At 63.8% G+C, this 23,825-nt stretch carries 18 protein-coding genes and 1 pseudogene; 7 read left to right on the forward strand and 12 right to left on the reverse strand.

The window, feature by feature from the left end; genetic code table 11:
- Positions 1 to 7: 7 nt before the first annotated feature.
- Together bmt and CK220_RS12320 are read right to left on the reverse strand one after the other, a co-directional pair.
- Entirely contained in the window at positions 8 to 1,024 is a 1,017-nt protein-coding gene (gene bmt, locus CK220_RS12315) for a betaine--homocysteine S-methyltransferase (RefSeq protein ID WP_095811791.1), read from the reverse strand.
- A gap of 178 nt (positions 1,025 to 1,202) precedes the next feature.
- Positions 1,203 to 2,060 carry a helix-turn-helix transcriptional regulator gene (locus CK220_RS12320; RefSeq protein ID WP_095811792.1) on the reverse strand — a complete coding sequence of 286 codons (858 nt, stop codon included), beginning with the start codon at positions 2,058 to 2,060 and terminating at the stop codon, positions 1,203 to 1,205.
- Between the two features lie 228 nt (positions 2,061 to 2,288).
- Between CK220_RS12320 and CK220_RS12325 the strand changes: the two genes are divergently transcribed.
- Both CK220_RS12325 and CK220_RS12330 read left to right on the forward strand, forming a co-directional pair.
- On the forward strand, positions 2,289 to 3,299 hold the full coding sequence (locus tag CK220_RS12325; protein ID WP_095811793.1) for a fatty acid desaturase: 1,011 nt from the start codon (positions 2,289 to 2,291) through the stop codon (positions 3,297 to 3,299).
- A 74-nt stretch (positions 3,300 to 3,373) separates the two neighbouring features.
- Positions 3,374 to 4,219 carry a PhnD/SsuA/transferrin family substrate-binding protein gene (locus tag CK220_RS12330; protein ID WP_095811794.1) on the forward strand — a complete coding sequence of 282 codons (846 nt, stop codon included), beginning with the start codon at positions 3,374 to 3,376 and terminating at the stop codon, positions 4,217 to 4,219.
- Here the strand turns inward: CK220_RS12330 and CK220_RS12335 are convergent.
- The 5 genes from CK220_RS12335 to CK220_RS12355 all read right to left on the reverse strand — a co-directional run bounded on the left by CK220_RS12335 (position 4,181) and on the right by CK220_RS12355 (position 11,916).
- The gene (locus CK220_RS12335) at positions 4,181 to 5,527 is read right to left on the reverse strand and encodes a Xaa-Pro peptidase family protein (protein WP_095811795.1); all 1,347 of its coding nucleotides are present in this window, start codon (positions 5,525 to 5,527) and stop codon (positions 4,181 to 4,183) included. The two genes, CK220_RS12330 and CK220_RS12335, sit on opposite strands and share 39 nt — an antisense overlap.
- A 17-nt stretch (positions 5,528 to 5,544) precedes the next feature.
- Positions 5,545 to 7,053: a glycosyltransferase family 39 protein gene (locus CK220_RS12340; RefSeq protein ID WP_176479065.1), complete on the reverse strand. Its 1,509-nt coding sequence runs from the start codon at positions 7,051 to 7,053 to the stop codon at positions 5,545 to 5,547.
- Positions 7,054 to 7,145: 92 nt separating this feature from the next.
- The gene (locus CK220_RS12345; RefSeq protein ID WP_095811797.1) at positions 7,146 to 9,716 is read right to left on the reverse strand and encodes an FAD-dependent oxidoreductase; all 2,571 of its coding nucleotides are present in this window, start codon (positions 9,714 to 9,716) and stop codon (positions 7,146 to 7,148) included.
- On the reverse strand, positions 9,713 to 10,174 hold the full coding sequence (locus tag CK220_RS12350) for a DUF559 domain-containing protein (RefSeq protein ID WP_245429150.1): 462 nt from the start codon (positions 10,172 to 10,174) through the stop codon (positions 9,713 to 9,715). The genes CK220_RS12345 and CK220_RS12350 overlap by 4 nt, the downstream gene beginning before the upstream one ends.
- 164 nt (positions 10,175 to 10,338) lie before the next feature.
- A complete protein-coding gene (locus CK220_RS12355) occupies positions 10,339 to 11,916 on the reverse strand; it encodes a trimethylamine methyltransferase family protein (RefSeq protein WP_095811798.1) in 1,578 nt (525 codons plus the stop codon).
- A 333-nt stretch (positions 11,917 to 12,249) separates the two neighbouring features.
- Between CK220_RS12355 and CK220_RS12360 the strand changes: the two genes are divergently transcribed.
- The 3 genes from CK220_RS12360 to CK220_RS12375 all read left to right on the forward strand — a co-directional run bounded on the left by CK220_RS12360 (position 12,250) and on the right by CK220_RS12375 (position 17,168).
- Complete coding sequence (locus CK220_RS12360) at positions 12,250 to 13,410, forward strand: MFS transporter (RefSeq protein WP_095811961.1); 1,161 nt, start codon at positions 12,250 to 12,252, stop codon at positions 13,408 to 13,410.
- Between the two features lie 89 nt (positions 13,411 to 13,499).
- Complete coding sequence (locus tag CK220_RS12365) at positions 13,500 to 15,569, forward strand: prolyl oligopeptidase family protein (RefSeq protein ID WP_095811799.1); 2,070 nt, start codon at positions 13,500 to 13,502, stop codon at positions 15,567 to 15,569.
- Between the two features lie 219 nt (positions 15,570 to 15,788).
- Positions 15,789 to 17,168, forward strand: coding sequence for an aspartate aminotransferase family protein (locus CK220_RS12375; protein ID WP_095811801.1), 1,380 nt, complete (start codon positions 15,789 to 15,791; stop codon positions 17,166 to 17,168).
- Positions 17,169 to 17,489: 321 nt separating this feature from the next.
- Here the strand turns inward: CK220_RS12375 and mmsB are convergent.
- Both mmsB and CK220_RS12390 read right to left on the reverse strand, forming a co-directional pair.
- Positions 17,490 to 18,383, reverse strand: a pseudogene (gene mmsB / locus CK220_RS12385) (3-hydroxyisobutyrate dehydrogenase); the annotation flags it as partial.
- 135 nt (positions 18,384 to 18,518) lie between these two features.
- Positions 18,519 to 19,685, reverse strand: a complete 1,167-nt coding sequence (locus tag CK220_RS12390; protein ID WP_095811804.1) for an isobutyryl-CoA dehydrogenase — start codon at positions 19,683 to 19,685, stop codon at positions 18,519 to 18,521.
- A 136-nt stretch (positions 19,686 to 19,821) separates the two neighbouring features.
- On the opposite strand from CK220_RS12390, the gene CK220_RS12395 reads away from it, so the two are divergent.
- Positions 19,822 to 20,427 carry a dimethylsulfonioproprionate lyase family protein gene (locus tag CK220_RS12395; protein ID WP_095811805.1) on the forward strand — a complete coding sequence of 202 codons (606 nt, stop codon included), beginning with the start codon at positions 19,822 to 19,824 and terminating at the stop codon, positions 20,425 to 20,427.
- On the forward strand, positions 20,427 to 21,902 hold the full coding sequence (locus CK220_RS12400; protein ID WP_095811806.1) for a cobyric acid synthase: 1,476 nt from the start codon (positions 20,427 to 20,429) through the stop codon (positions 21,900 to 21,902). Before CK220_RS12395 ends, CK220_RS12400 begins: the two co-directional genes overlap by 1 nt.
- Positions 21,903 to 22,161: 259 nt before the next feature.
- Here CK220_RS12400 and CK220_RS12405 read toward each other — a convergent pair whose 3' ends face one another.
- The 3 genes from CK220_RS12405 to CK220_RS12415 form a co-directional block, all read right to left on the reverse strand.
- Positions 22,162 to 22,581: a VOC family protein gene (locus CK220_RS12405; protein WP_095811962.1), complete on the reverse strand. Its 420-nt coding sequence runs from the start codon at positions 22,579 to 22,581 to the stop codon at positions 22,162 to 22,164.
- Between the two features lie 86 nt (positions 22,582 to 22,667).
- Positions 22,668 to 23,501 carry a helix-turn-helix transcriptional regulator gene (locus tag CK220_RS12410; protein WP_095811807.1) on the reverse strand — a complete coding sequence of 278 codons (834 nt, stop codon included), beginning with the start codon at positions 23,499 to 23,501 and terminating at the stop codon, positions 22,668 to 22,670.
- A 105-nt stretch (positions 23,502 to 23,606) separates the two neighbouring features.
- The gene (locus CK220_RS12415; protein WP_095811808.1) at positions 23,607 to 23,777 is read right to left on the reverse strand and encodes a hypothetical protein; all 171 of its coding nucleotides are present in this window, start codon (positions 23,775 to 23,777) and stop codon (positions 23,607 to 23,609) included.
- Between the last annotated feature and the right edge of the window lie 48 nt (positions 23,778 to 23,825).

Consider the following 23,825-nt stretch of genomic DNA (forward strand, 5'->3'; position numbering starts at 1 on the left):
GCCAACTTCAGGCGCGGCTGCGCCGGCGTTCGCGACGACCTTCGCCTGGCTCGGCAGCGCTCGCTATCTTGTTGCGCATCGGCCCGATGCGCTCGACGATGGTCTCGACCGTCGGACGCGCCGACTTGGTGTGCGCGTCGAGCGCCCTGCGCATGGCGGCAAGGTGAGCGAACGAGGTGCCGCAGCAGCCGCCGACGATTTTCGCCCCGGCATCGACTGCCAGCCGGACATAGTCGGCCATCAGTTCGGGCGTGCCGGAATAATGGATCTCGCTACCGCGGAATTCCGGAATGCCGCAATTGCCCTTGACGATCACCGTGGCTTCCGGCTTCGCGTCGGTCATGTCGAGCAGCGAGGCCAGGATATCGGCGGCGCCGACGCCGCAATTGGCGCCCACACCAAGCGGAGCCTGCGACAGTCCATCCGCAACGCCGTGGATATCCTTGGGCAACAGCCCCATCATGGTGCGGCCTGCCGTATCGAAGGAACCGGTGTAGGTGTAGGGCAGACCGACACGGATCGCGGCTTCGGCCGCGGCGCGGATCTCATCCGGCGCCGACATGGTCTCGATCCAGGCGACTTCGGCTCCGCCGGCCTTCAGGCCCTCGATCTGCTCGGCAAAGGCATCGACCGCCTCCTCGTAGGACATGGCGCCGAGCGGCACCAAAAGCTCGCCGGTCGGGCCGACGGAGCCGGCAACGATCACCTTGCGGCCTGCCTTGTCGGATACCGAACGGGCAATTTCTGCGGCGCGCTTGTTCAAGTCATGCACGCGGTCCTGAGCGTGATGCAGCTTCAGCCGATGACGGGTGCCGCCGAAGGAATTGGTCAGGATGATGTCGGCGCCGGCATCGACGAAATTCTGATGCAGCGTGGCGATGGTGTCGGGCGCCGTCTCGTTGAGCAGTTCGGGTGCTTCGCCGGCCTCAAGTCCCATCGCGAACAAATTGGTGCCGGTGGCGCCGTCAGCCAGCAGCACGCCTTTTTCGGCAAGCAATGCGTCGATCGGATTGGTCGCGGTCATGGCTTTGGCTTTCGTAACTTGAATTCAAATAACGATATAAAGAAGTCTTTATATCCAGTCAACGAATATGAGGGCGCGATAGGAACGACAACACGAACTGGTTCTTGCACGGGTTTCCTAAAAACGACGGGTCGGCCAGGCTGGTCGCCGCATGCCAGCATGGCGGTGATGGCCGCGTTCAGACAGAGCCTGATGGGAAGGACATGCCGGCCAGTTTCTGCGTGAAGCTCGCCGCCTCATGCGCGTTGATGTCGGCGGCTCGGATCAGATTGTCGAAGTGGCTGGTCAGGGTACGGACCGGCTGGGTGGCGTTCAACACCAGATACATGTCGCCGACATAGATCGCGGCGCGATACGGCCCGAAGATCGTATAGGGGATCGAATAGCGCATGCGGCCGTCATAGAGGAACAGGCGGAAGGTCGGGTAGAGGTCGTCGAGGAGCGTTGCCATGTGCAGCAATTGCCGGCGGCGCTCGGCTTCCGGGAACCGGTCCCAGACGCCGAGGCCGCGCGCGAAAATCTCCAGCGTATGGCGCGGCATGCAGACCTCCATGTCGGTCTCCGGCCGCCTGTTGTAATCGATGCGGTATTGGGTCTCGCCGGCCTGCGCCTCGCGGCTCTTGTTGGTGATGCCGGCCTCGTATTCGACCAGCGCCTCGGTGCGCAGGAGGTCCGGAATGCCCGCCGGGACGTAGCGGATCTTCGTGCCGACCGCCTCGGCATGCCATTTGGCAAGCAGGGTGCGGTCGAAGCCGTCCGGCGCCTCCTCGATCTCGAGGCTTTCGCGAATCTCGCCGGTGACGCCTTCGTCCTGGCTAAGGCCCAGCAGCCAGTCGAGCGATACCTTGAACTCGGCGGCGATGTTGAGAAGCGTCTCGGCGCGGGGCAGGCGCGTCGAGGCGCCCGACAGGAGCTGCGACAGCGCCGAACGATCGATGCCGACGGCGCTCGCGAAGGCCGACTGGTTCAAGTCCGAGCGTGTCAATAGCAATTTGAGGCGCTCTCGGAAGACCGTCGACAGATCACGCTTGTCCATCACGCCACTCCTTTCCAGCGGAGGAAAAATTTGCGCCGGGGCCTGCTCGGTACCTCCTCAGGCGCAATTGAATCCCCAAAGTTGTTTACAAAACGTAACATCTGCAGCCAAAAATGCGCATTCGCAACAGGTTGTGCACTTTGTCGCGTTGCGACAACGGGAGGCTCCTGACACAATGCTGTCAGGAATCAAAGTGGTTCCGGCGACTGGAAGGCAGTGGTCGATAGCATGACTGGCATAAGCAAGAGACATAGCAGGACACCGGCCGTGGAATGGCCGACAGTATTCCTCACACTGTTCTGTTATGGCGCCTGGCTTGCCACCGGCTTCCTGCTTTGGCCTTCCTATCCGCTGCTGGCCCTTGTCGCCTTGGCCTTTATACTGGCCCTGCAATCCTCGCTGATGCACGAAGTGCTGCATGGCCATCCGACCCGCAACGCCAGCATCAATGAAGCCTTCGTCGTCCTGCCGATCGGGCTCGTCTGGCCGTTCCGCCGTTTCAAGGCGATCCATCTTCGCCACCACGCCGACGAGCGGCTGACCGACCCGCTCGACGATCCGGAAAGCTATTACCAGGCGCTCTGGATGCATGAGGAAATGCCGCCGGCGATGAAGTTCCTGCTCAAGATCAACAACACCATGATCGGCCGCTTCGTTCTCGGACCTTGGCTGTCGTCGATCGGCTTCTTCCTCGACGACGCCAGACAGATGGCCGCCGGCGACATAGCGATCCGCAAAGCCTGGCTGCTGCATGCCATCGGTCTTGCAGTGGTCGTGCCGATTGTGACCTTCGGCTTCGGCATTCCGCTCTGGCTCTACATCTTGGGGCCGGTGTGGCTCGGCCAGTCCCTGATCTCGGTGCGCACCTATGCCGAGCATCAGTGGTCGGAACATCCGGAGGGCCGCACGATCATCGTCGAGCGGTCGCCGCTCTCCGTCCTGTTCCTCAACAACAACCTGCATTTCGTGCACCACAAGAGCCCGACGGTCGCCTGGTACAGACTGCCGAAGATGTTTCGCGATCGCCGCGAAGAATGGCTGCGGATGAACAACGGTTACGTGTATCCGAATTATTTCGCGCTGATCAAATCATTTGCGTTCAAGGCCAAGGAGCCGGTGGTGCATCCGGTGCTGCGCCGCGCGCCCGAACCCGGCCGCGCCTTCAAGCCGCGCATCAGAGCGCGTAATGTGAGTGGACTTGGAACGGCTCCAGTGCCGGCTGAGCCGCCCAAAGAGTAATTCGTCCTTTCGCGACTGCTTTTTCGCCGCGGACCTCAGGCGCCGATGACCGCCTGTTTTGAAAGCTATTCGTCATGAGCAAGTTGGTTGCGGCCTTGCCGATGTATGACTGGCCCGAAGTTCGTGGCGAGGTCGACGCGCAATGGGCGCAACTCCGCGACGCTTTTCGACGGAGGGGCATCGACGCGCCGGAGAGAATGGCGCGCAGCAATCGCGACCTGCCGCCGGTGCCCGGCGGCATCCAAGACGGCGCCGGGAAGCTGATAGCGCCCGACCCGGCGACATTGCCCCCGGACGAGTTCGATTTTCATCAGCTCTGGCTGAGCCCGGCGCTGCTTATCGGACAAACCTGCTGGGGGCCGATGGAATTGGGCCTGGCCCGGTATGTGCAGGTGGTCGCTCAGCCGAGCTATGACGCCTTCGAGGGCGGGCAGGGCCAGTTCTATTCCAGCGCGCTGGTGATGCCGGCTGATGGCGGGCCGTCGGTTGGCTCGCCCGAGGATGGCAGGGCCGTCATCCCGCTCGATCTCATCCGCGGCAAGCGCTTCATCTTCAACAATCCGGATTCGATGTCCGGGCTGCTCGGGCTGACGCGCGACCTGGAGGCGATGGGCGAAAGCCTCGGAGTCTTCGCCTCGTGCGGCGAAAGCGGCGGCCACCGGTCGTCGATCGTCGCCATCGCCGAGGGCAGGGCCGATATCGCCGCCATCGACTGCCAGAGCTGGGCATTGGCGCAGCGAGTCGAGCCGGCGGCGCGGCGCGTGAAAGTGGTCGGCTGGACGACCAGGCGGAAGGGATTGCCGTTTATTTCGGCCAGGACCACATCGGCGGACGTCGTTGCGTCCATGCGCGAGGCCGTCGCCGAGCTTGGCTTGGACGGGTCAGCTGCCAAGCAGCTTTTGGTCGAGCGGGTAGGCTGAGAGTTTTTCGTTGCCGGTCTCGGTGATCAGGATTTGCTCCTCGATCTTGACGCCCTCGCGGCCGCCAAGCCTGCCAATATAGCTTTCCACGCACAGCACCATGCCGGGTTCCAGTACGCCATCCGGCGTGTCGTCCGTCCAGTCGCCGGCATGCGGCAGGGTCGGGTATTCGTCCGCCAGACCGACGCCGTGGTAGAGCACGCCGTAGCGCGCCGGGAAGCAGTCTCCCGGCGGCACGGCGGAGCGTTCGACGAGATCGCGGAAGGAAATGCCCGGCCGCATCAATGCCGTGTTGTGGGCGATCTGGTCGGCGGCGATGCGGAACAGGTCACGCTGCTCGTCGGACGGCCGGCCATCGCCGCAGAGCCAGGTGCGCGAGAGGTCGGCGCAAAATCCATAGGGACCGATGAGGTCGGTGTCGAAGGCGACGAGATCGCCGTCCTCGACGATGCGCGACGAGCATTCCTGGAACCAGGGGTTGGTGCGCGGCCCGGACGACAGAAGCCGGGTCTCGATCCATTCGCCGCCGCGCGCGATGTTGCCGCGATGCAGTTCCGCCCAGAGCTCGTTCTCGGAAATGCCCGGCTTCAGCGCCGCTTCCATCTCGCCCATCGCCGCCTCGCAGGCGACAATGGCGCGGCGCATCGCGAGGATCTCGTCGGGCGACTTTATGAGGCGCGCATTTTCCATCACCGCCTCGCCATTGCCGACCGTGATGCCGCGGCGGGCAAGCTCTTCGACGCCTTCCGGGTTGATGTGGTCGACGGCGATCCGCTGGTTGCCGCCGCCGTGCTCGGCAAGGAGCTCGGCGATGCCGGCCGCCCAGCGACGGACCTTCTTGTCGGTCAGCTCGCCGCTATAAAGATACATCCACGACACCGCCGGCCGCACCTCGTCGACGACGCCGGCGTGATCCGACAAATGTTCGCAGGAGAAATAGTCGAACAGCACCACAGGACCTTCTGTGGCGACGAAACAGTGGCGGGTCGGGTTGTGCGCGACCCAGAGCTGCATGTTGGTCGAATCCGTCGCGTAGCGGATGTTGACCGGGTCGTAGAGCAGGGCGCCGGCATAGTCGCGGCGCCTGAGCTCGGCGCGGATGCGTTCGAGCCGATAGCTTCGCATGACAGGCAGGTCGGGAGCGGCAATGCCCGCCGCCGCCCATTCGGCTTCGGCTACCGCGCCATAGCCCAGCGCGTGCTGGTTGAGCGCGGCAGCCTTTTCGCGGGAGGCGGCGCGCAGCGCGTCCAGGGAGCCGGGTTCGAACGGCATGATCTTGCGGTGGCGGCCGAAACGATGCGTGTCCATGCGGGTCCCCTGGCTGTCTATTGCGGCGTCATCTTGTGCAGCCTGGTGATCGTGACCGGGCGCGGTGCGCTCCCCAACTGCGGCACCACGATGCGCCGATGGACGTTGTCCATCACATAGCCGGCCTCGGCGATCCTGCTGAAGATGACGGAAGCCGGTTCCTCGTCATCCGCGAGCACAAGGACCGCGGGCTCGCGGATCGATCTGGCGAAGTCGGGTATCTCGTCGTCGAGCACGACGAGATCGGGGTCGACGAGGCGCAGGTTGCCGATCCAGAACCAGCTCGAGACCACTGTGCCGACCGGCCCGTCGGCTGTCAGCTGACGATGGAGCGAAGCGTAGTCCATGCGCACGATGCTGCCGCGGTTATCGCCGCCGTGGACGTGCATGTACCAGCTTACCGGAAGCACCAGGATGGCCATCACCGCGCCGACGAAGACGATTGTCGCTTGCGTCTTCCGGCCCCGTTCCCCCATCGCGTCCAGCCGCATGGCAAGGGCGACCGGCAACAGCACGAATAGGGGCAGCATCCAGCGATCGCGAAACTGTGTGATGCCGCCCGCCAGCACCACCACGAGCGTGATCAGCAAGGCGAAGCCTATCGCCCGCCAGACCAGCGTCTCTGGCCACGGTGCTGCCTCGGGCGGTGGAGCGGATTTCTTGCGCGCAAGGAAAAACGCGACGGCAAAGATCGTGGCCGGCAGCCCGGCGAAATTGAGTATCGCATTGCCCAAGCCGCGGACGCCGCGAGACAGGATCTTTGCCGCGCTGCCGCCCTCGGCGACGCCCAGGCCACCGCTGTGCGCCAGCAGGTCCCCCAGATGCGTGAGGCTCCAGTAGAATGTGGGCAGGCAGGCAAGGATCGCCACAACCACACTGATCAGGAAACGGCGATCGAAGATCGCCTCACGCGTTTCGCGGACGGACAGCGCCGCAAGGAACAGCGCAGCGAGAAAGATCACTTCATTGTATTTCGACAGCATAGCGGCGGCCGTCGCCAGGCCAAGCAGCACATACGCGGTTGTCGAGCGCCGTTTCTGCAACTCGGCGACCGCCAGGAGCAGCAGCGATGAAAAGCAAAAAACCGCGACCGAGTGGGTGAGGGCATGCTGCATCTCCCATATGATCTGTGGAAACAGCAGCAGGCCGAACATGGCGGTGGTTGCCGCGCGGGCTGAGTAGCCCAGGCGGCGCACTGTGGCGAAGGACGCGACCAATCCACCGGCCAGCAGCGAGTATTTGACGATCTTGAGCGCGAGGATGCTGGTTCCAACCAACGAAGCCGTGAGGATGCCGAACCAGGTGTACAAAGGCGGCTGCGAGCCGCCATAGCCGGCCGCGAGGAAGCGCATCGCCATCAACTGTTCGGCGTCGTCGACGCCGACGCCTGTGCCCATGAAATGGGACGAGAGCGTCATCACCGCGACCTGGACCAGGCAATAGGCAAGAGCAAAGGCGATTGCGGCACTGAAGGGGCCGACCCGTTCATCGCAGAGCCAGTCGGTCCATTTCTCCAGCTGCCGCAAGGGCCGTCTTCTCATCTGATGCGTTGGTGGCCGGTTGCCATACAGCCGGCCACTAACACGATCCGAAACCGATACACCACGGTTTCCTGGAATCAGGTGCGCATCTTCTCGCCGCTCGGGTCGAAAGGCGGCTCGACGTTGATGCGGGCCGGGCGGCGGTGGCCGAGGATCTCGATCTCGAACAGGCCGGCGCTCTCGTCCTCGGCAAGGGCCGCCGGCACATAGCCCTGCGCCATCGACTTTTGCACGTAATGCGCATAGCCGCCCGAGGTCACCCAGCCGACAACGCGCCACTCGCCATCGACGATGCCGCGCACGGCCGAAGCGCCTTCGGCGGCCTTGGAGCCGCGCACTTCCTTGCCGGTCTCATCGAAGCGCGGCGCGCCGTAGCCATGCGGCTTCTCCACCGTGCCGTAATCCTTGCCGACCTTGGCCCAGATCGGCTCGTCGCCCATCACGTCGGCGTCGGCAGCATCGACGATGAAGGAGACGCGGCGCAGCTTCGGCCCTTGCGCCTGCTCCTTGGCCGCCGCCTCGCGGCCGATGAAGTCGTTCTTTTCCAGCTTGATGAAGCGGTCCATCGAACCTTCGAACGGCCCGTAGATCGGACGCAACTCGCGGAACCAGGTTGGGAAGTTCTTTTCGAGACGCATCGATAGCAGCGCGCGCATGCCGAAATCGACAAGGCCGAATTCCTCGCCCGCATCCTTGATCGCCTTGTAGACGAGGCGCTGATAGGCGGGCGCCATCCAGATCTCGTAACCGAGGTCGCCGGTGTAGGTGATGCGGTTGACCATGCAGGGCGCGCCGCCGACCGCCATCTCGCGGAAATCCATGAAGCGGAAGGCCTTGGTCGAGACGTCGACATCGACCAGCTTCTGCAGCAGGTCGCGCGATTTCGGTCCTGCGATCGACAGGCCGACCAGTGTCTGGTCGAAGCGATGGATGCGCACTGAACCGTCCTTGGGCAGGTGCTTCTCGAACCAGCGCATATGGTATTTCTGCGCGGCCGAAGAGCCCCAGATCATGAAACGGTCCTCTTCGGTCTTGGCGATGGTGAAGTCACCGATCAGCCTGCCGAACTCGTTGACCATCGGGGTGAGCACAATGCGGCCGACCTTCGGCATGCGGTTGGTCATCAGCCGGTTGAGGAAGTCCTCAGCACCCGGACCCGATACTTCGTATTTAGCGAAGTTGGCGATCTCGGTGACGCCGACCCGCTCGCGCGTTGCGCGCACTTCTTCGCCGATCGGGCCGAAATCGTTGGAGCGGTGGAAGGAGACGATGTCCTTCGGCTCGGTGCCTTTCGGCGCGAACCAGAGCGGGGTTTCCAGACCCCACGAGTCTCCCATGACCGCATTGTTGGCGAGCATGGTGTCGTAGAGCGGCGTCGTTTGTGCCGGACGGGCGGCCGGCAGTTCCTCGTTCGGGAAGCGGATCGAAAAGCGCCGCGAATAATTCTCGCGCACCTTGGCGTTCGTGTAGCGCAGCGTCGCCCATTCGCCGAAGCGGGCGACATCCATGCCCCAGACGTCGAAGCCCGGATCGCCGTGCACCATCCAGTTGGACAGCGCCAGGCCGACGCCGCCGCCCTGGCTGAAGCCGGCCATGACGGCGCAGGCGCACCAGAAATTGGTCAGGCCCTGGACCGGGCCGACCAGCGGGTTGCCGTCGAGCGCGAAGGTGAAGGGGCCGTTGATGATCTGCTTGATGCCGGCCTTCTCGATGCCGGGGAAATGCTTGAAGCCGATCTCCAGCGACGGCGCGATGCGGTCGATGTCGGGTGGCAAGAGTTCATGACCGAAATCCCAGGGCGTGTTGACTGGCGACCACGGCTTGCAGGCTTTTTCATAGGTGCCGAGCAGGATGCCGTTGCGCTCCTGGCGGGTGTAGATCTCGCCCTTGAAGTCGAGGACGCCGATCATCTCGCGGCCGGTCGATCTGTTGAATTCCTCGACCTCCGGCATCGGCTCGGTGAGCAGGTACATGTGCTCCATTGCCAGCACCGGCAGCTCGACGCCGACCATGCGGCCGATCTCGCGTGCCCATAGCCCGCCGCAATTGACCACATGCTCGGCCTTCACCGTGCCTTGCTCGGTGACGACATTCCAGGTGCCGTCGGCTTCCTGCGTCAGCTCGACGACGCGGTTACGCAGCACGATCTCGGCGCCGAGTTTTCGCGCGGCCTTGGCATAGGCATGCGTGGTGCCGGAGGGGTCGAGATGGCCCTCGACCGGATCCCACATGGCGCCGACGAAATTCTTCTCGTCCATCAGCGGGAACATCGCCTTGGCTTCGGACGGCGTGATCAGCTCGGTATCCATGCCGAGATAGCGGCCCTTGGCGTGGGCGAGCCGCAGGAAATCCATGCGCTCGGGCGTGTCGGCCATCATCACGCCGCCGGTCAGATGCAGCGAGCAGGACTGGCCGGAAAGCTCCTCGATCTCCTTGTAGAGCTGGACGGTGTAGGCCTGCAGCTTGGCGACGTTCGGGTCGCCATTCAGCGTGTGGAAGCCGCCCGCCGCATGCCAGGAGGAGCCGGAGGTCAGCTCCGAACGCTCGATCAGCATGATGTCGGTCCAGCCAGCCTTGGCGAGGTGGTAGAGTACCGAGCAGCCGACGACACCGCCGCCGATGACAACCGCTTTAACATGGGATTTCATACAGATAGGTCCGTTTTCAAAGAGACTGAATCGAGTGAGCGGGGCGTGAAAACAAAGCGGAGATCGGAGGCGACAATGTTTTCGGCCAGCTTGCCATCAAGCGCGGCAAGGATGGTTTCACAGACGGAAGTACGGTGTTTCAGGACATCATGATTCCAAAGACGCAGGATCGAATAGCCTTGATCGCGCATGAAGTTGTCACGGCGGCGATCATACGAGCTGTCGGCGTGTTGGTGTCCGTCGACTTCAACAACAAGCCATTTTTCGCGGCAGGCGAAGTCCGCAAAGAAAGGGCCGATGGAAAACTGACGCGTAAAGCGGTAGCCGCCGAGCTTGCGTGCTTTCAATTCAATCCAAAGCAATGCTTCCGCTTGGTTGCCAGCTTGCCGGAGACTACGCGCTCGCTCAGTTGTGCCCCGTTTGCGGCGACTTCGCGTTTCGCGGAGGGCTTCCCCCACTCCGTCGCCGCTTCGCGGCGCCACCTCTCCCCCCTCCGGAGGGAGAGGAAGGGCGCCAGCTGGAATCGCTTCGCGCCTTTCCTCTCCCCCGTCGATCGGGGGAGAGGTGTCGAGCGAAGCTCGACGGAGTGGGGGTCGACTATTCATCAGACCAATACAAACGATCAAAAATCGGTCGGCGCGCCGCCTTCGGCGCGGCGCTTCTCGACAAAGTCGTTGAGCTCCTCGCGGATGGCCGGGTCCATATAGGGCTCTTCGTATGCCGCGAGGCGCTCCTTCCAGACCTTGTTGGTCCGTTCCAGCGCAGTCGGCGAGCCCGCCTCGGTCCAGGTCTCGAAATTGCGCCAGTCGGAGACGATCGGCGAGTAGAAGGCGTTCTTGTAACGCTCCTGCGTGTGCTGCGTGCCGAAGAAATGGCCGCCCGGGCCGACCGACTGGATGGCGCCGAAGCCGAGCGCGTCTTCCGAGAGATCAAGCGGGGTGAGAAATTCGGCCACCATCTGCAACAGGTCGATGTCGAGGATGGTCTTTTCGTAGGAGCAGCGCAGGCCGCCTTCCAGCCAGCCGGCGCCGTGCATCATCAGGTTGCCGCCGCCCTGGATGGCGCCCCAGAGCGAAAAGACGCTTTCATAGGCGGCCTGCGCGTCGACCGTGTTGGCGGCGCAGGTGTTGGAGGTGCGGTAGGGGATATTGTAACGGCGGGCGAGTTGGCCGCCGGCGAGCTGCGCCTTCATGTATTCCGGGGTGCCGAAGGCCGGTGCGCCCGACTTCATGTCGACGTTGGAGGTGAAGCCGCCATAGCCGACCGGCGCGCCTTTCTTCACCATCTGGGCAAAGGCGATGCCGGAGAGCGCCTCGGCATTCTGCTGCACCAGCGCGCCGGCGATGGTGACGGGCGCCATGGCGCCGGATAGCGTGAACGGCGTGACGATCACCGCCTGGCCCATGCTGGCCATCTGGATAATGCCTTCCATCATCGGTACGTCGAGCTTGAGCGGCGAATTGGTGTTGATGATGGTGAAGACGGACGGCTCTTCCATCAGCTGCTCGCGGCTGATGCCGCGCGCGATGCGGGCGATCTCGATGCCGTCGACATTGCGTTCCTTGCCGAGCGAATAGATGTGGAAGACTTTGTCGGTCAGCGTGGCGAGGTCGCGGATGCATTCGAGATGCCGGACCGAGGGATGGATATCGATCGGCTCGACCGGATAGCCGCCGGTGCACTGCAGGATGTTGTGCATCTGCGCCAGGCGCAGGAAATTGCGATAGTCGACCTGGTTGCCGGGGCGGCGGCCGCGGTCGAGGTCGGAGCAATTGGGCGCCGAGGCCATCATAGACAGGATGACGTTGTTGCCGCCAAAGCGCAGATTGTGCGCCGGGTTGCGGGCGTGCAGCGTGAACTCCGGCGGACAGTGCGCGATGAGCTCGAGGATCATGTCGCTGTCGAAGCGAACGCGCTCGCTGCCTTCGCGAACGTCGGCGTCATGCGCCTTCATGATGCGGCGGGCTTCTTCATGCAGAACGTCGACGCCGATTTCCTTCAAAACGCGCAGCGAGGCGAGGTGGATCGATTCCAGTTCGTCGTCGGAAACCAGTCTGGTGGGCACCAGCGGGTTCTTCAGCTGCCGGAACGGCGGCTGCTCGAAGGCTGCCGATCCACCGGCGCGTTTGCCCGCACGGCCGCCGCGGCGGGCGCGATCGGTTGCCAATGCCGGTTCGGCGGGCTGAAGGGCGGCGGTCATGAAGGCCTCGTGAGGATGCGAAATTGGCCGGCATAATGGACCGGCGGCAATGCTGCCGGTAAGGAGGCGGCGACCACTAGGGCGAGGGAAGCGACATGACGGAAGGGCAGATCGGCCCGCCGAATTTCCGCCGCCAATGCATTCCCTGCCCGCGCTCCCAAGCGAGGCGGGGGCGAAGCGCCGTCTCCGACGGGATTACCGCTTCCCCGGAATGCGCAGCGATTGCGCCGGCGTTCCTGACAAGCATTGGCTGGAACATGCGCCCTTGCCGCCAGTTGGCCCTTACGGCTGTCGCCGGCAGCGGCTAAGCCTCCGTTGAATGGAGCAGGAATGATGGCTCTGGCGAAATCAGAGACCGGCGAGACGGTGCAGTGGGCCGCGATTACCGGCGTGATCGCGACCGTGTCGGTGTTCGCCATCGCGCAGGGGCTTTCCTATCCGCTGCTGAGCTTCATTCTGCAGCGTCAGGGCGTGTCGCCGGCGGTGATCGGCCTGTCGGCCGCGATGACGCCGGTCGGCTTCATCCTGTCCTCGCCGCTGATCCCGGGACTGGCGCGCCGGTTCGGAGCAGGGCGCACGGCGCTCACCTGCGCTGGGCTCTCGGCGTTGGTGCTGGCGCTGATCGGCTGGACGCAGGACGTCTATTTGTGGTTTCCACTGCGCTTCCTGGTCGGCGTGGTCACCAATCCGCTTTATGTGCTCAGCGAAATCTGGGTGATCGCGCTGGCGCCGCCGTCGCGGCGCGGGCGCGTTATGGGCATCTATTCGACCATCATTTCGGCTGGGTTCGCAGCCGGGCCGCTTTGCCTGCTTGCGGTCGGCACTGAAGGCTGGCCGCCATTCCTGGTCGGCATCTTTGCTTTTCTGTTCTGCGGCGCCTGCCTTGCGGTCGTGGTGAAGCGCCTGCCCAAAGTCGACGAGGCAGGCGAAAAAGTTTCGGTGCTGGGCTTCATGCCGCTCGCCTGGCTGCTCCTGTCGGCGGTCGTCGCTGCCGCCGGTTTCGAGCAGTCGGTGCTGGCGCTGCTTCCCGTCTATGGCACCCACTTCGGCATTCCCGAGACGCGCATGTCGGCGCTGCTGTCGACGATGATCGCCGGCAACATCGCCATGCAGGTGCCGCTCGGCCTGCTCGCCGAAAGATTGACGGCGCGCCTCGTGCGATTCGGCTGTGTCTCGGTGACGGTTCTTGGCTGCGCGCTGCTGCCCGCCCTCATCGAGACGCCGCTGATCTGGCCTTGCGTCTTCATCTGGGGCGCGGTGTCCTACGGGATCTACACGATGTCGATCATCGAGCTCGGCGAGCGTTTTACGGGCTCGGCGCTGGTCGCGGGCAACGCGGCCTTCTCCTTGATGTGGGGCGTCGGTGGCATCCTCGTGCCGCCGCTGACCGGCGGCATCATGGACCTGATCGGCGCCGCGGGGCTTCCGGTGACGCTCGGCACGATCTGCGCGGCGCTGGCCATAGTCACCGTTATTCGACGGCGGGTGGTGTAGAGCGGGTTGGCTGAGCGCAGGCAGCGCTGCTCTTGAATGTTGGCGCGGCGAACGCGATGTAGGCGGGGCCGCCAGACCCGGAGACCCGCATGACCAGCCCGATGACCCAAACCCAGCCTGAATTGCCGCTGGAGGATCCGTTCCTCTGGCTGGAGGACCGTAACAGCAAGGAAGCGCTCGACTGGGTTCATCGCCAGAATGCGACAACTGTCGCCGAACTGCAGGGCGATCCATCCTATCAGGTGGCATTCGAGACCGCGCTCGACCTGATGACGGCCGAGGACAATATCGCGGTCGGGTCGGCGCTCGCCGGTTACGTCTACAATTTTTGGCAGGACAAGACCAACGCGTTGGGCTTGTGGCGCCGCACGACGCTGGCCTCCTACAAGACCGACAAGCCGGAATGGGAAACGATCATCGATTTCGATCAGCTCTCGGCCAAGGAAGGCGTGAAATGGGTGTTCGGCGGCGCCAGCCGGCTCTATCCCGATTTCGACCGCTGCCTGCTTTTCATGTCGCCGGATGGCGGCGACGCCAGTGAGATGCGCGAGTTCGACATTTCGACGAAAACCTTCGTCGAGGACGGGTTTCGGGCACCGGCTTCGAAGTCGGGCTTTTCCTGGTTGGACAGGGACACGGTGATCGTCTCGGCGGCCTTTGAGGAAGAGGACAAAACTCAGTCAGGCTATCCGCGGGTGATCAAGCTCTGGCGGCGCGGCACGAGGCTGGAGGAGGCAACGCCGATCTTCGAGGGCGAAAAGCATCATCTCGCGGTCGGCGGCGGCGTGGAGTTCGATGGCGACAAGAGACATTTCATGCTCGGCAAGACTATCGACTTCTTCACCTCGCACAGTTTTCTCCGGCTGGCTTCGGGCGAAAACCGGCGCATTCCGCTGCCCGACGACGCGACCGACACGGCGATCTTCAAGGGACAGCTCGTCTTTGGCGTCCGCAGTCCTTGGACGGCGCTGGACGGCACGCGCTGCCTGCCGGATGGGCTGTATTCCGTGGATTTCAATCGCTGGATTGAAACCGGTTCGTTCGAACCGGTCGAGACGCTGCTCAAACCGGAGCACCGCGTATCCGTCGCCGGCCTCGCCCGGACGCAGGACCGGCTGTTCATCAACCTGATGGACAATGTCCGCGGCAAGGTCGTCGTTTGCGATTATGTCGGCGATGGCTGGTCTCTGAAGCCGGTCGGCCTGCCCGACAACGGCAATGTCGGCATCAGCCATGCCGAGCATTTCGGCTCCAGCGTCTCCTTTTCCTTCACCGATTTCCTGACGCCGAGCTCGATCATTTGGTCGGACGACAATGGCGATACGCTTCAAACCGTGAAATCGCAGCCGGCGCGCTTCGATGCATCGCCCTATGTTTCGGAGCAGTTCGAGGCGCGGTCCAGGGACGGCACGATGATCCCGTATTTCGTCGTGAGGCGGCGCGACCAGACGGGACCGGTGCCGGCGCTGCTCTATGGCTATGGCGGCTTCGAAGTGCCGCTCCTGCCCGGCTATGCCGGCATCCGCGGCAGGCTGTGGCTGGAGAAGGGCAATGCCTATGTGCAGGCCAATATCCGCGGCGGCGGCGAGTTCGGCCCGGCGTGGCATCAGGCGGCACTCAAGGGCAAGCGCCAGAAAGCGTTCGATGATTTCGCCGCGGTCGCCGAGGATGTGGTCAGGCGCGGCATCACCACGGCGGCACAACTCGGCATCCAGGGCGGCTCGAATGGCGGCCTGCTTACCGGCGTCTCGCTGACGCAACGGCCGGAGCTGTTCGGCGCCGTCATCATCGACGTGCCGCTGCTCGACATGCTGCGCTACACCGAGCTGCCGCCCGGCGCCTCCTGGATGGCGGAATATGGCGACCCCTCGAAGCCGGAGGAGGCGGCATGGCTCGCCGCCTATTCGCCCTATCAGCGTGTGGCGACTGGTGCAGCTTATCCGCCGGTGCTGTTGATGACCTCGACCGCGGACGACCGCGTCCATCCTGGGCATGCCCGCAAGATGGCGGCGCGGCTGCAAGGTGCTGGTCACGGCAAAACGCTGTTCTTCGAAGAGACCGAAGGCGGCCATGGCGGGCGCGGCGATCGCCGGCCCCAGGCCGCGCAAACGGCGATGCGCTACGTCTTTCTGCAGCGGGTGCTCGGCAGCGCAGCCTGACCGGAACGGCTTGTATTTTGGGCCTCAGGCGGCATAAGCTGCCGCCATGGTCAGCATCAGCACATCAGGCGCCTTCGGGGTTGCGGTGACGCCGTCACCGCGAACGCTGCGCGCTGAGCTTTTGCGGCTGTGCGCCCGCGTCGGCTATTCGCCGCCCCGTTTCCTCTGACGAATCCGCCCCGGCCGCTGCCGGATTGATTCAAGAGGAAAGAAAAACCCATGACCTATCAGAACTATTCGCTGAAGCAGCTTCAGCAGATCGATGCCGCGCATCACCTCCATCCCTTCACCGACCATAAGGAACTGCGTGAAGCGGGCTCTTGCATCATCACCCACGCCAAGGGGCCGTTCATCTATGATTCCGATGGAACGGAAATCCTCGACGGCATGGCGGGCCTCTGGTGCGTCAATGTCGGCTACGGCCGCGACGAACTTGCGGAGGCCGCCTACGCCCAGCTGAAGGAGCTGCCCTACTACAACTCCTTCTTCAAGTGTTCGACGCCTACACCAGTGCTGTTGTCGCAGAAGCTGGCGGAACTGGCTCCGGAGCATGTCGGTCAGGTCTTCTACGGTTCATCCGGCTCCGAGGCCAACGACACAGCGCTGCGGCTCGTGCGCCACTATTGGGCGCTCGAGGGCAAGCCTGAGAAGAACCGCGTCATCTCGCGCAAGATGGCCTATCACGGCTCGACGATCGCCGGCACTTCGCTCGGCGGCATGGAGCCGATGCACAAGCAGCTCGGCGGCCCGGTGCCGAACATCGTCCATGTGATGATGCCCTATGCCTATGAGCTCGCGCTGCCCGGCGAAAGCGACCATGATTTCGGCATCCGCGCGGCCAAGGCGGTGGAGGACGCCATCCTGGAAGTCGGCGCCGACAAAGTCGCCGCCTTTATCGGCGAGCCGGTAATGGGCGCCGGCGGTGTGAAAATCCCGCCGATGAGCTACTGGCCGGAGGTGCAGCGCATCTGCCGCAAATACGACGTGCTCTTGATGCTCGATGAGGTGATCACCGGCTATGGCCGCACCGGCGAGTGGTTCGCGGCCCAGACCTTCGACGTGGAACCCGACACCATCACCACCGCCAAGGCGCTGACCTCCGGGTACCAGCCGCTGTCGGCGCTGCTGGTCGGCGATCGCATCAGCAGGACGCTGGTCGAGAAGGGCGGCGAATTCTATCACGGCTACACCTATTCCGGTCACCCGGTCGCGTGCGCGGTGGCGCTGAAGAATCTCGAGATCATCGAACGGGAGGGTCTGGTCGAGCGCGTCAAAACCGACACCGGTCCCTATTTCGCGCAGGCGCTGCAGGAACGCATCGCCGGCCACAGGCTGGTCGGCGAGGTGCGCTCGATCGGCCTGATGGGTGCGATCGAGATCGTCAAGGACAAGGCGACCAAGGAACGATACCTGCCGTCGGGAAGTGCGGCCGTCGTCGTGCGCGACCACGCGATCGCGCAGGGCATGATGCTGCGCGCCACAGGCGATACGATGATTCTGTCGCCGCCGCTGATCTGGACGCGCGAGACCATCGACATGGCCTGCGAGCGTATCGCCAAGGCGCTCGACCTTGCCGAGGCGGATTTGCGGAAGCGCTGACAATAACACAGCCGGGCGCCCTTCCTGGAGGGTGCCCGGCGATCCGAATCTGCGGCGAAGCCGTCCCAAACGCAAAAACCGCGCCCCAGAAGGGAACGCGGCTTTGCCAAATACGCATGGCGCTTCGCTACGAGAGACTTGCGAAACTTACGGGCTCCGGTACGCGAGACCTGATCCGGAGCGCCGGGCGGTTGCGATGTCCGCCTCGCAGTCCGTTTTAAAGACACATCGTTACCGGTGAGTTAGCGAGACCTTAAGCAAATCTAAATTTGCCGGATTTCTGTCGAAAAAATCCGCTAATAACCCTTTTCAAGCAGCTGTTTAGGTTTGATCTCCGCGCAGGAAATTTATGATGCCGGAAAAGTCGGCGCCTGCGTTCCCCTGCGCATTGAACAGCGCGTAGAGCTGCGTCGCCTCCGCGCCCAGAGGCGTCACGGCGCCGGCACTTTGCGCGGCTTCCTGCGACAATTTCAGGTCCTTGAGCATGAGCGCGGCGGCAAAGCCCGGCTTGTAGTCGCGGTTGGCGGGCGATGCCGGAACAGGGCCGGGCACCGGGCAGTAAGTGGTCAGTGACCAGCACTGGCCGGAGGAGGTGGAGGCGACGTCGAAGAGCGCCTGGTGCGACAGGCCGAGTTTCTCGGCGAGCACAAAGGCTTCGGCGACGCCGATCATCGAGATGCCGAGAATCATATTGTTGCAGATCTTGGCTGCCTGGCCGGCGCCGTCACCGCCGCAATGAACGATGCGGCCGGCCATCGGCTTCAGGATCGGCTCGGCAGCGGCGAATGCTGCGTCGGACCCGCCGGCCATGAAGGTGAGCGTGCCGGCGGTGGCGCCGCCGGTGCCGCCGGACACAGGCGCGTCGATCGAAGGCAAGCCGTGCCTGGCTGCAATCGCGTGGGCCTTGCGCGCCGATTCGACGTCGATGGTCGAGGAATCGATGAACAGCGCCCCTTTTTTGGCATTCGAGGTGATGTCCTCGTAGACCGACAGCACATGCTTGCCGGCGGGAAGCATGGTGATGACGACATCTGCGTCCTTCACCGCGGCGACGGCATTGGCCATGACGGTGACGCCATGCTCTTTTGCGATGGTGAGGTTCTCCGGCACGAGGTCGAAGCCCAACACCTGGTGCCCTGCCTTGACCAGGTTGGCGGCCATCGGGTTGCCCATATTGCCGAGGCCGATGAAGGCGATGGTGGTCATGGTGGCGCTCCGTGTGGTGAATGGTGAATGGTCAGTAGTAAATAGTAAGTAGTAAGTAGGAAGTAGTAATAGTAAGTAGTGTCGCTTATATCACCATTCACCATTCACCATTCACCATTCATTACTCACTACTCACTAGTTTCTCTATCGCCCGATCAGCACTCGCGCGATGATGACGCGCATGATCTCGTTGGTGCCTTCGAGGATCTGGTGGACGCGCAGATCACGCACCAGCTTCTCGATGCCGTAGTCGTGCAGATAGCCGTAGCCGCCATGAAGCTGCAGCGCCTCATTCGCGACGTCGAAGCCGATATCGGTGACGAAGCGCTTTGCCATGGCCGACCATTTGCCTGCATCCGGCGCCTTGCGATCGAGCTTCGAAGCTGCGGCGTAAAGGAAGATGCGGGCCGCCTGCAATTCCGTCTCCATGTCCGCCAGCCTGAACTGCAGCGCCTGGAACTGGTTGATCTTTGAGCCGAACGCCTTGCGTTCGGCCGTGTAGGCGAGGGCCTTGTCGAGCGCCGACTGAGCGCCGCCCAGCGAGCAGGCGGCGATGTTGAGCCGGCCGCCGTCGAGCCCGGCCATGGCGATACCGAAGCCCGCGCCTTCGGTGGCAAGCAGGTTATCCGCCGGCACCTTGCAATCCTCGAAGATGACCTGGCGGGTCGACTGCATGTGCCAGCCCATCTTGTGTTCGTCGGCGCCGAAGGAGAGGCCGGGCGCATCCTTGGGTACCACCAGCGTCGAAATGCCTTTCGGTCCGTCGCCGCCGGTGCGCGCCATGACGACGTAGAGGTCGCTGTCGCCAGCGCCCGAGATGAACTGCTTGGCGCCGTTCAAGACATAGTCGCCGCCGCTCCTCACCGCTCTCGTCTTCAAGGCGGCGGCATCCGAGCCGGAGCCGGGCTCGGTCAGGCAATAGCTCGCCAGCCATTCCATGGAGGTCAGCTTCGGCAGGAAGCGCCGGCGCTGCTCGTCGCTGCCGAAGCGGTCGATCATCGAGGCCGCCATATTGTGGATGGAGATGAAGGAGGAGAAGGCCGGATCGGCATGCGCCAGCGCCTCGAAGATCAGCACCGCATCGAGCCGACCGAGCGCCGAGCCGCCGACATCGTCGCGGACATAGATGCCGCCGAGGCCGAGCGGCCCGGTTTCGCGGATCACGTCGCCGGGAAAATGCTTCGCCCGGTCCCAGTCGAGCGCGTTGGGCGCGACCCGATCGGCCGCGAAGGCCTCAGCCATCTCCTTTATGGCGCGCTGTTCCTCGGTGAGTTCGAATTGGCCAGTGCCCGCATCGACTGCCGCGTCCATGGCGTGCTCCCTGTCGTTTCAGGCCTTGTGGCCGGTCGTTTTTGGCTTTGCGCAGCGATCAATCTAGACCAATGATGCCGCCGCGCAACAGCCCGCCGCGGACCGGCTGTGCATGGATTGATCAACGGAGCCTTGTGTGCCGACAATTTTCGATCAGCTGCTGGACCGGTTCCACGTCTATCTCGCCGGCGTCGACAGCGATCTGGTTGCGGACGCCGTCGCGCGCATCGATTGGCACATGCCCTGTCGTTCGCGCGAACCGCGTACGCTCGATTGCCTTCGCCATCTCGACCGGATTGCGGAGCTTGCGCCGCGGGACGCCGGGCCGCTGGCGCGGTTCATCACGGATCATCGCGATGAGCTGTGCTGGGGGCAGACTTATACCGCCGCCGATTTCAGCCAGGCCTTCATCGACAATTACGGCTGGCTGGAGGTGTTCGGCACGCGCGGGCATTTCGTCAATGACGAGGTCGCAGCCGGCCTGCTGGTTCTGGGTCCCGATATCGTCTATCCCGACCATCATCACATCGCCGAGGAGATCTACATTCCAGTGACCGGCGGCACCGAGTGGCGCATGGGCGAGGGCGGCTTTCGCGTTCGCGCGGCGGGCGAGATCATCCACCACGCGTCCAACGTCAATCACGCCATGCGTACCGGCAAGGAGCCATTGATGGCGCTCTATCTATGGCGCGGCGGGCCGCTGGCGCAGAAATCGACCTTCGGCTCGGAGGTCAGGGGCTGATGGCCAGGGCGATCATGCTGCAAGGCACCGGCTCGGATGTCGGCAAGACGGTGCTGGCGGCGGGGCTCTGCCGGGCAGCAAAAAAACGCGGACTGAAGGTCAGGCCGTTCAAGCCGCAGAACATGTCCAACAACGCCGCCGTCGCCGACATCCCCGGCAACAACAGGGCCGGCGGCGGCGAGATCGGCCGCGGGCAGTGGCTGCAAGCGCTGGCCTGCGGGGTGAGGCCGACCGTGCACATGAACCCGGTGCTGCTCAAACCGCAAAGCGACATCGGCTCGCAAGTGGTGGTGCAGGGCAAGGTTTTTGGCGAGGCGCGGGCGCGCGACTATCAGGCGATGAAGGCCAGGCTGATGGATGCGGTGCTCGATTCCTGGGCGAAGGTCGGCGAGGACGCCGATCTCGTCATCGTCGAGGGCGCCGGCTCGCCTGCCGAGATCAACCTTAGAAGCCGCGACATCGCCAATATGGGCTTTGCCACGCGCGCCAACGTCCCAGTGGTGCTTGTCGGCGACATCGACCGCGGCGGCGTCATTGCTTCGGTCGCGGGCACGCATCTGATCCTGCCGGACGAAGACCGGCGCATGATCGCCGGCTATCTCATCAACAAATTCCGCGGCGATGTCTCGCTGTTCGATGACGGGATCAGCGCCATCGGCAAGTTCACCGGCTGGCGCTGCTTCGGCGTCGTGCCCTGGCTGAAGGCGGCGGCAAGGCTGCCGCCCGAAGATTCGGTTGTCCTCGAGCGTCTTGCCTCCGGCGAGAGGCGGGCGTTGAAGGTGGCGGTGCCTATGCTGGCGCGGATCGCCAATTTCGACGATCTCGATCCGCTCAAGGCCGAGCCGCAGGTCGAGGTGGTGTTCGTGCCGCCGGGAAAGCCGCTGCCGGAAGATGCCGGGCTGGTGGTCATTCCGGGCTCGAAATCTACCATCGGCGATCTGATAAAATTCCGCGAGAATGGCTGGGATCGCGACCTTGCCGCGCATCGCAAGCGCGGCGGCCATGTCGTCGGCATCTGCGGCGGCTATCAGATGCTCGGCCGCAAGGTGCGCGACCCCGATGGCATCGAAGGCAGCGTCATCGAAACGGAGGGTCTTGGCCTGCTCGACATCGAGACGGTGATGGAATCGGAAAAGACGGTGCGCAATTCGAGCGCTCATTCGGTGCAGTTCGGCCTGCCGCTCGAAGGTTACGAGATCCATCTCGGCCGCACCACCGGCCCGGATACGGCGCGGCCGTCGGCGATCATCAACGGCCTCGAGGACGGCGCGGTCTCCGCCGACGGCAAGGTGATCGGAACCTATCTGCACGGGCTGTTTGCAGCGGACGCGTTCCGTGCCGCTTATCTGGAGAGCCTTGGTGTCAGGGGCGCCGGCATCGATTACTGCGCCGAGGTCGAGACCGCGCTGGACGAGATCGCTGCCGAGCTGGAAGCCGATCTCGACTGCGATGCGATTTTCGGATCGGCGCGATAGGCGGCTCTGTCGGTTTGTGGAAACGCCCATCGGGTCGTCATCCACGGGCGGAGCAACGAGCGTAGCGACGCAGCGCAGACCCGAGGGTCCATTCCGTGAATTTGAGGCGTTGCGACGGGGCAGAATTTTGCTCCGCTGCGCCCTTTGATCAAGGTCACGGAATGGATCCTCGGGTCTCCGCGACGGAGCTTCGCTCCTGCTTCGCCCGTGGATGACGAAGTTGAGACGCAGTCGCTAATCCCCAACGTCGGCGATCGACCTACCCTTGTTCGCCGGCCTTCGGCCAGTAGGTGCCGAAGGACCAGACATTGCCTTCCGGGTCGAGGCAGATGAACTCGCGACTGCCATAGTCGCGGTCGACCAGTTCCTGGGTGATCCTGGCGCCGGCCTTCTTCGCCTTGGCATAGGCGGCATCGGCGTCATCGACGGCGATGTAGATGGACTTGCCGCCGCCACCGCCGGGCTCGCCGACCATCTTGCCGTAATCGTCGTCGCGCGCGGTGCCCAGCATGATCATCGAGGACCCGAAGGTCAGTTCCGCGTGGTGAACGATGTCGCCATCGCCATAACGGGCGCGCAGTTCGAAGCCGAAGGCCTCGCTGAGCCAGTCGATCATCTTAGCGGCTTTCCTGTAACGCAGGGCTGGACAGAGACGGGGTGCTTCGTTTGCTGTTCGCATGACAGTATCCCTGTGCCGGTTGATGAATGCCAAGTCTGTGCGAAGGCGGTTTCCGCGTCTTGAAGAAATGTTACCTCGCCTGAGGCCTAGATCCGTGCGGCGAGCCCGGACGGCGTTTCGCCGGCGAGCTGCCGGAACTCGCGCACCAGATGCGCCTGGTCGGCATAGCCGCAATCGGCGGCGATGCCGGCCCAGTCGTCATTCTGCTGCTTCGATAGCGAAAGCGCCCGGTTGAAGCGCACGATGCGCGACAATGTCTTCGGCCCGATGCCGATCGCGTCGGAGAATCTTGCCGCGAGGTGCTTGCGGCTCCAGCCGATCTCGCTGGCGAGCGCCGAAATGCGAGCGCGGCCGCCCGACGCGATGACCGTCCGGTAGGCCCAGGCGATTTCGGGCGAAAGCGCATGCGCGTCCGCGAGGCGGCCAGCGATGAAACCCTCGGCAATGTCGAAGCGCGCGTCCCAATCCGACGCTTCGCCGAGCTGTTCGCGCAGCGCGATGCCGTAAAAGCCCAGTGCCTCGTCCAACCCGACCATGCGGTCGCGCAGCTCGCTCATCGGCAGGCCGAAGAGTTGCTTGGCGCCGAGCGGCGTGAAATTGACCTGGACACAGCAGGCGGCGCCGAAGGATTCGATCACGACCGGGCCGGCATAGAGACCGGCGGCGAAGCTGGCGTAGCGATCGTTGTCGCCCGGGCTGCGGCCGAGCCCGATGGCGAAGGCTTCGGCGAAGCTGATCACCAGCGGTACGGTCAGCGAGGCATATTCGACCATGCGGAAATGGCCGGGCCGTATCTCCCGGTAGCCGCAGATATCCGTGACGATGCCTGCGAGCGAGGCAGCGGGTTTGCGCCGCACCATCTCGAAATGGAAGGCGGGAGAGCGGGTATCCTGCCGATGGCGCTCCGTCTCGTCGGACATGCCGCGAGCCTAGCTGAACACGCTCGCAAAAATCAAAAGCGCCCGGCAGGGCCGGGCGCTCCGAGTTGCCTGAGATTGGTGCTAGCGGTTAACGCAATTGCGGCTTTAAGCGCCGCGCATCAGGCAGCCGCCGGCGAGCACAGCGTAGGCGATGAGCATGATCCACACCGACGCGAGAGGAATGAATGCAAGAAGGCCAAGAGCGGCGAGAAGGCCGATGATGGCGATGACCAACGAAATAATGAACACGATCTGGGTAGGCGCACTGAGATTCATGTCTGGTCCCTCCAACATGATTCGCAACACACGAATTCTACCAGCAGG

Origin of the sequence: Mesorhizobium sp. WSM3860, from assembly GCF_002294995.1 — a bacterium.
Lineage (GTDB): Bacteria > Pseudomonadota > Alphaproteobacteria > Rhizobiales > Rhizobiaceae > Mesorhizobium.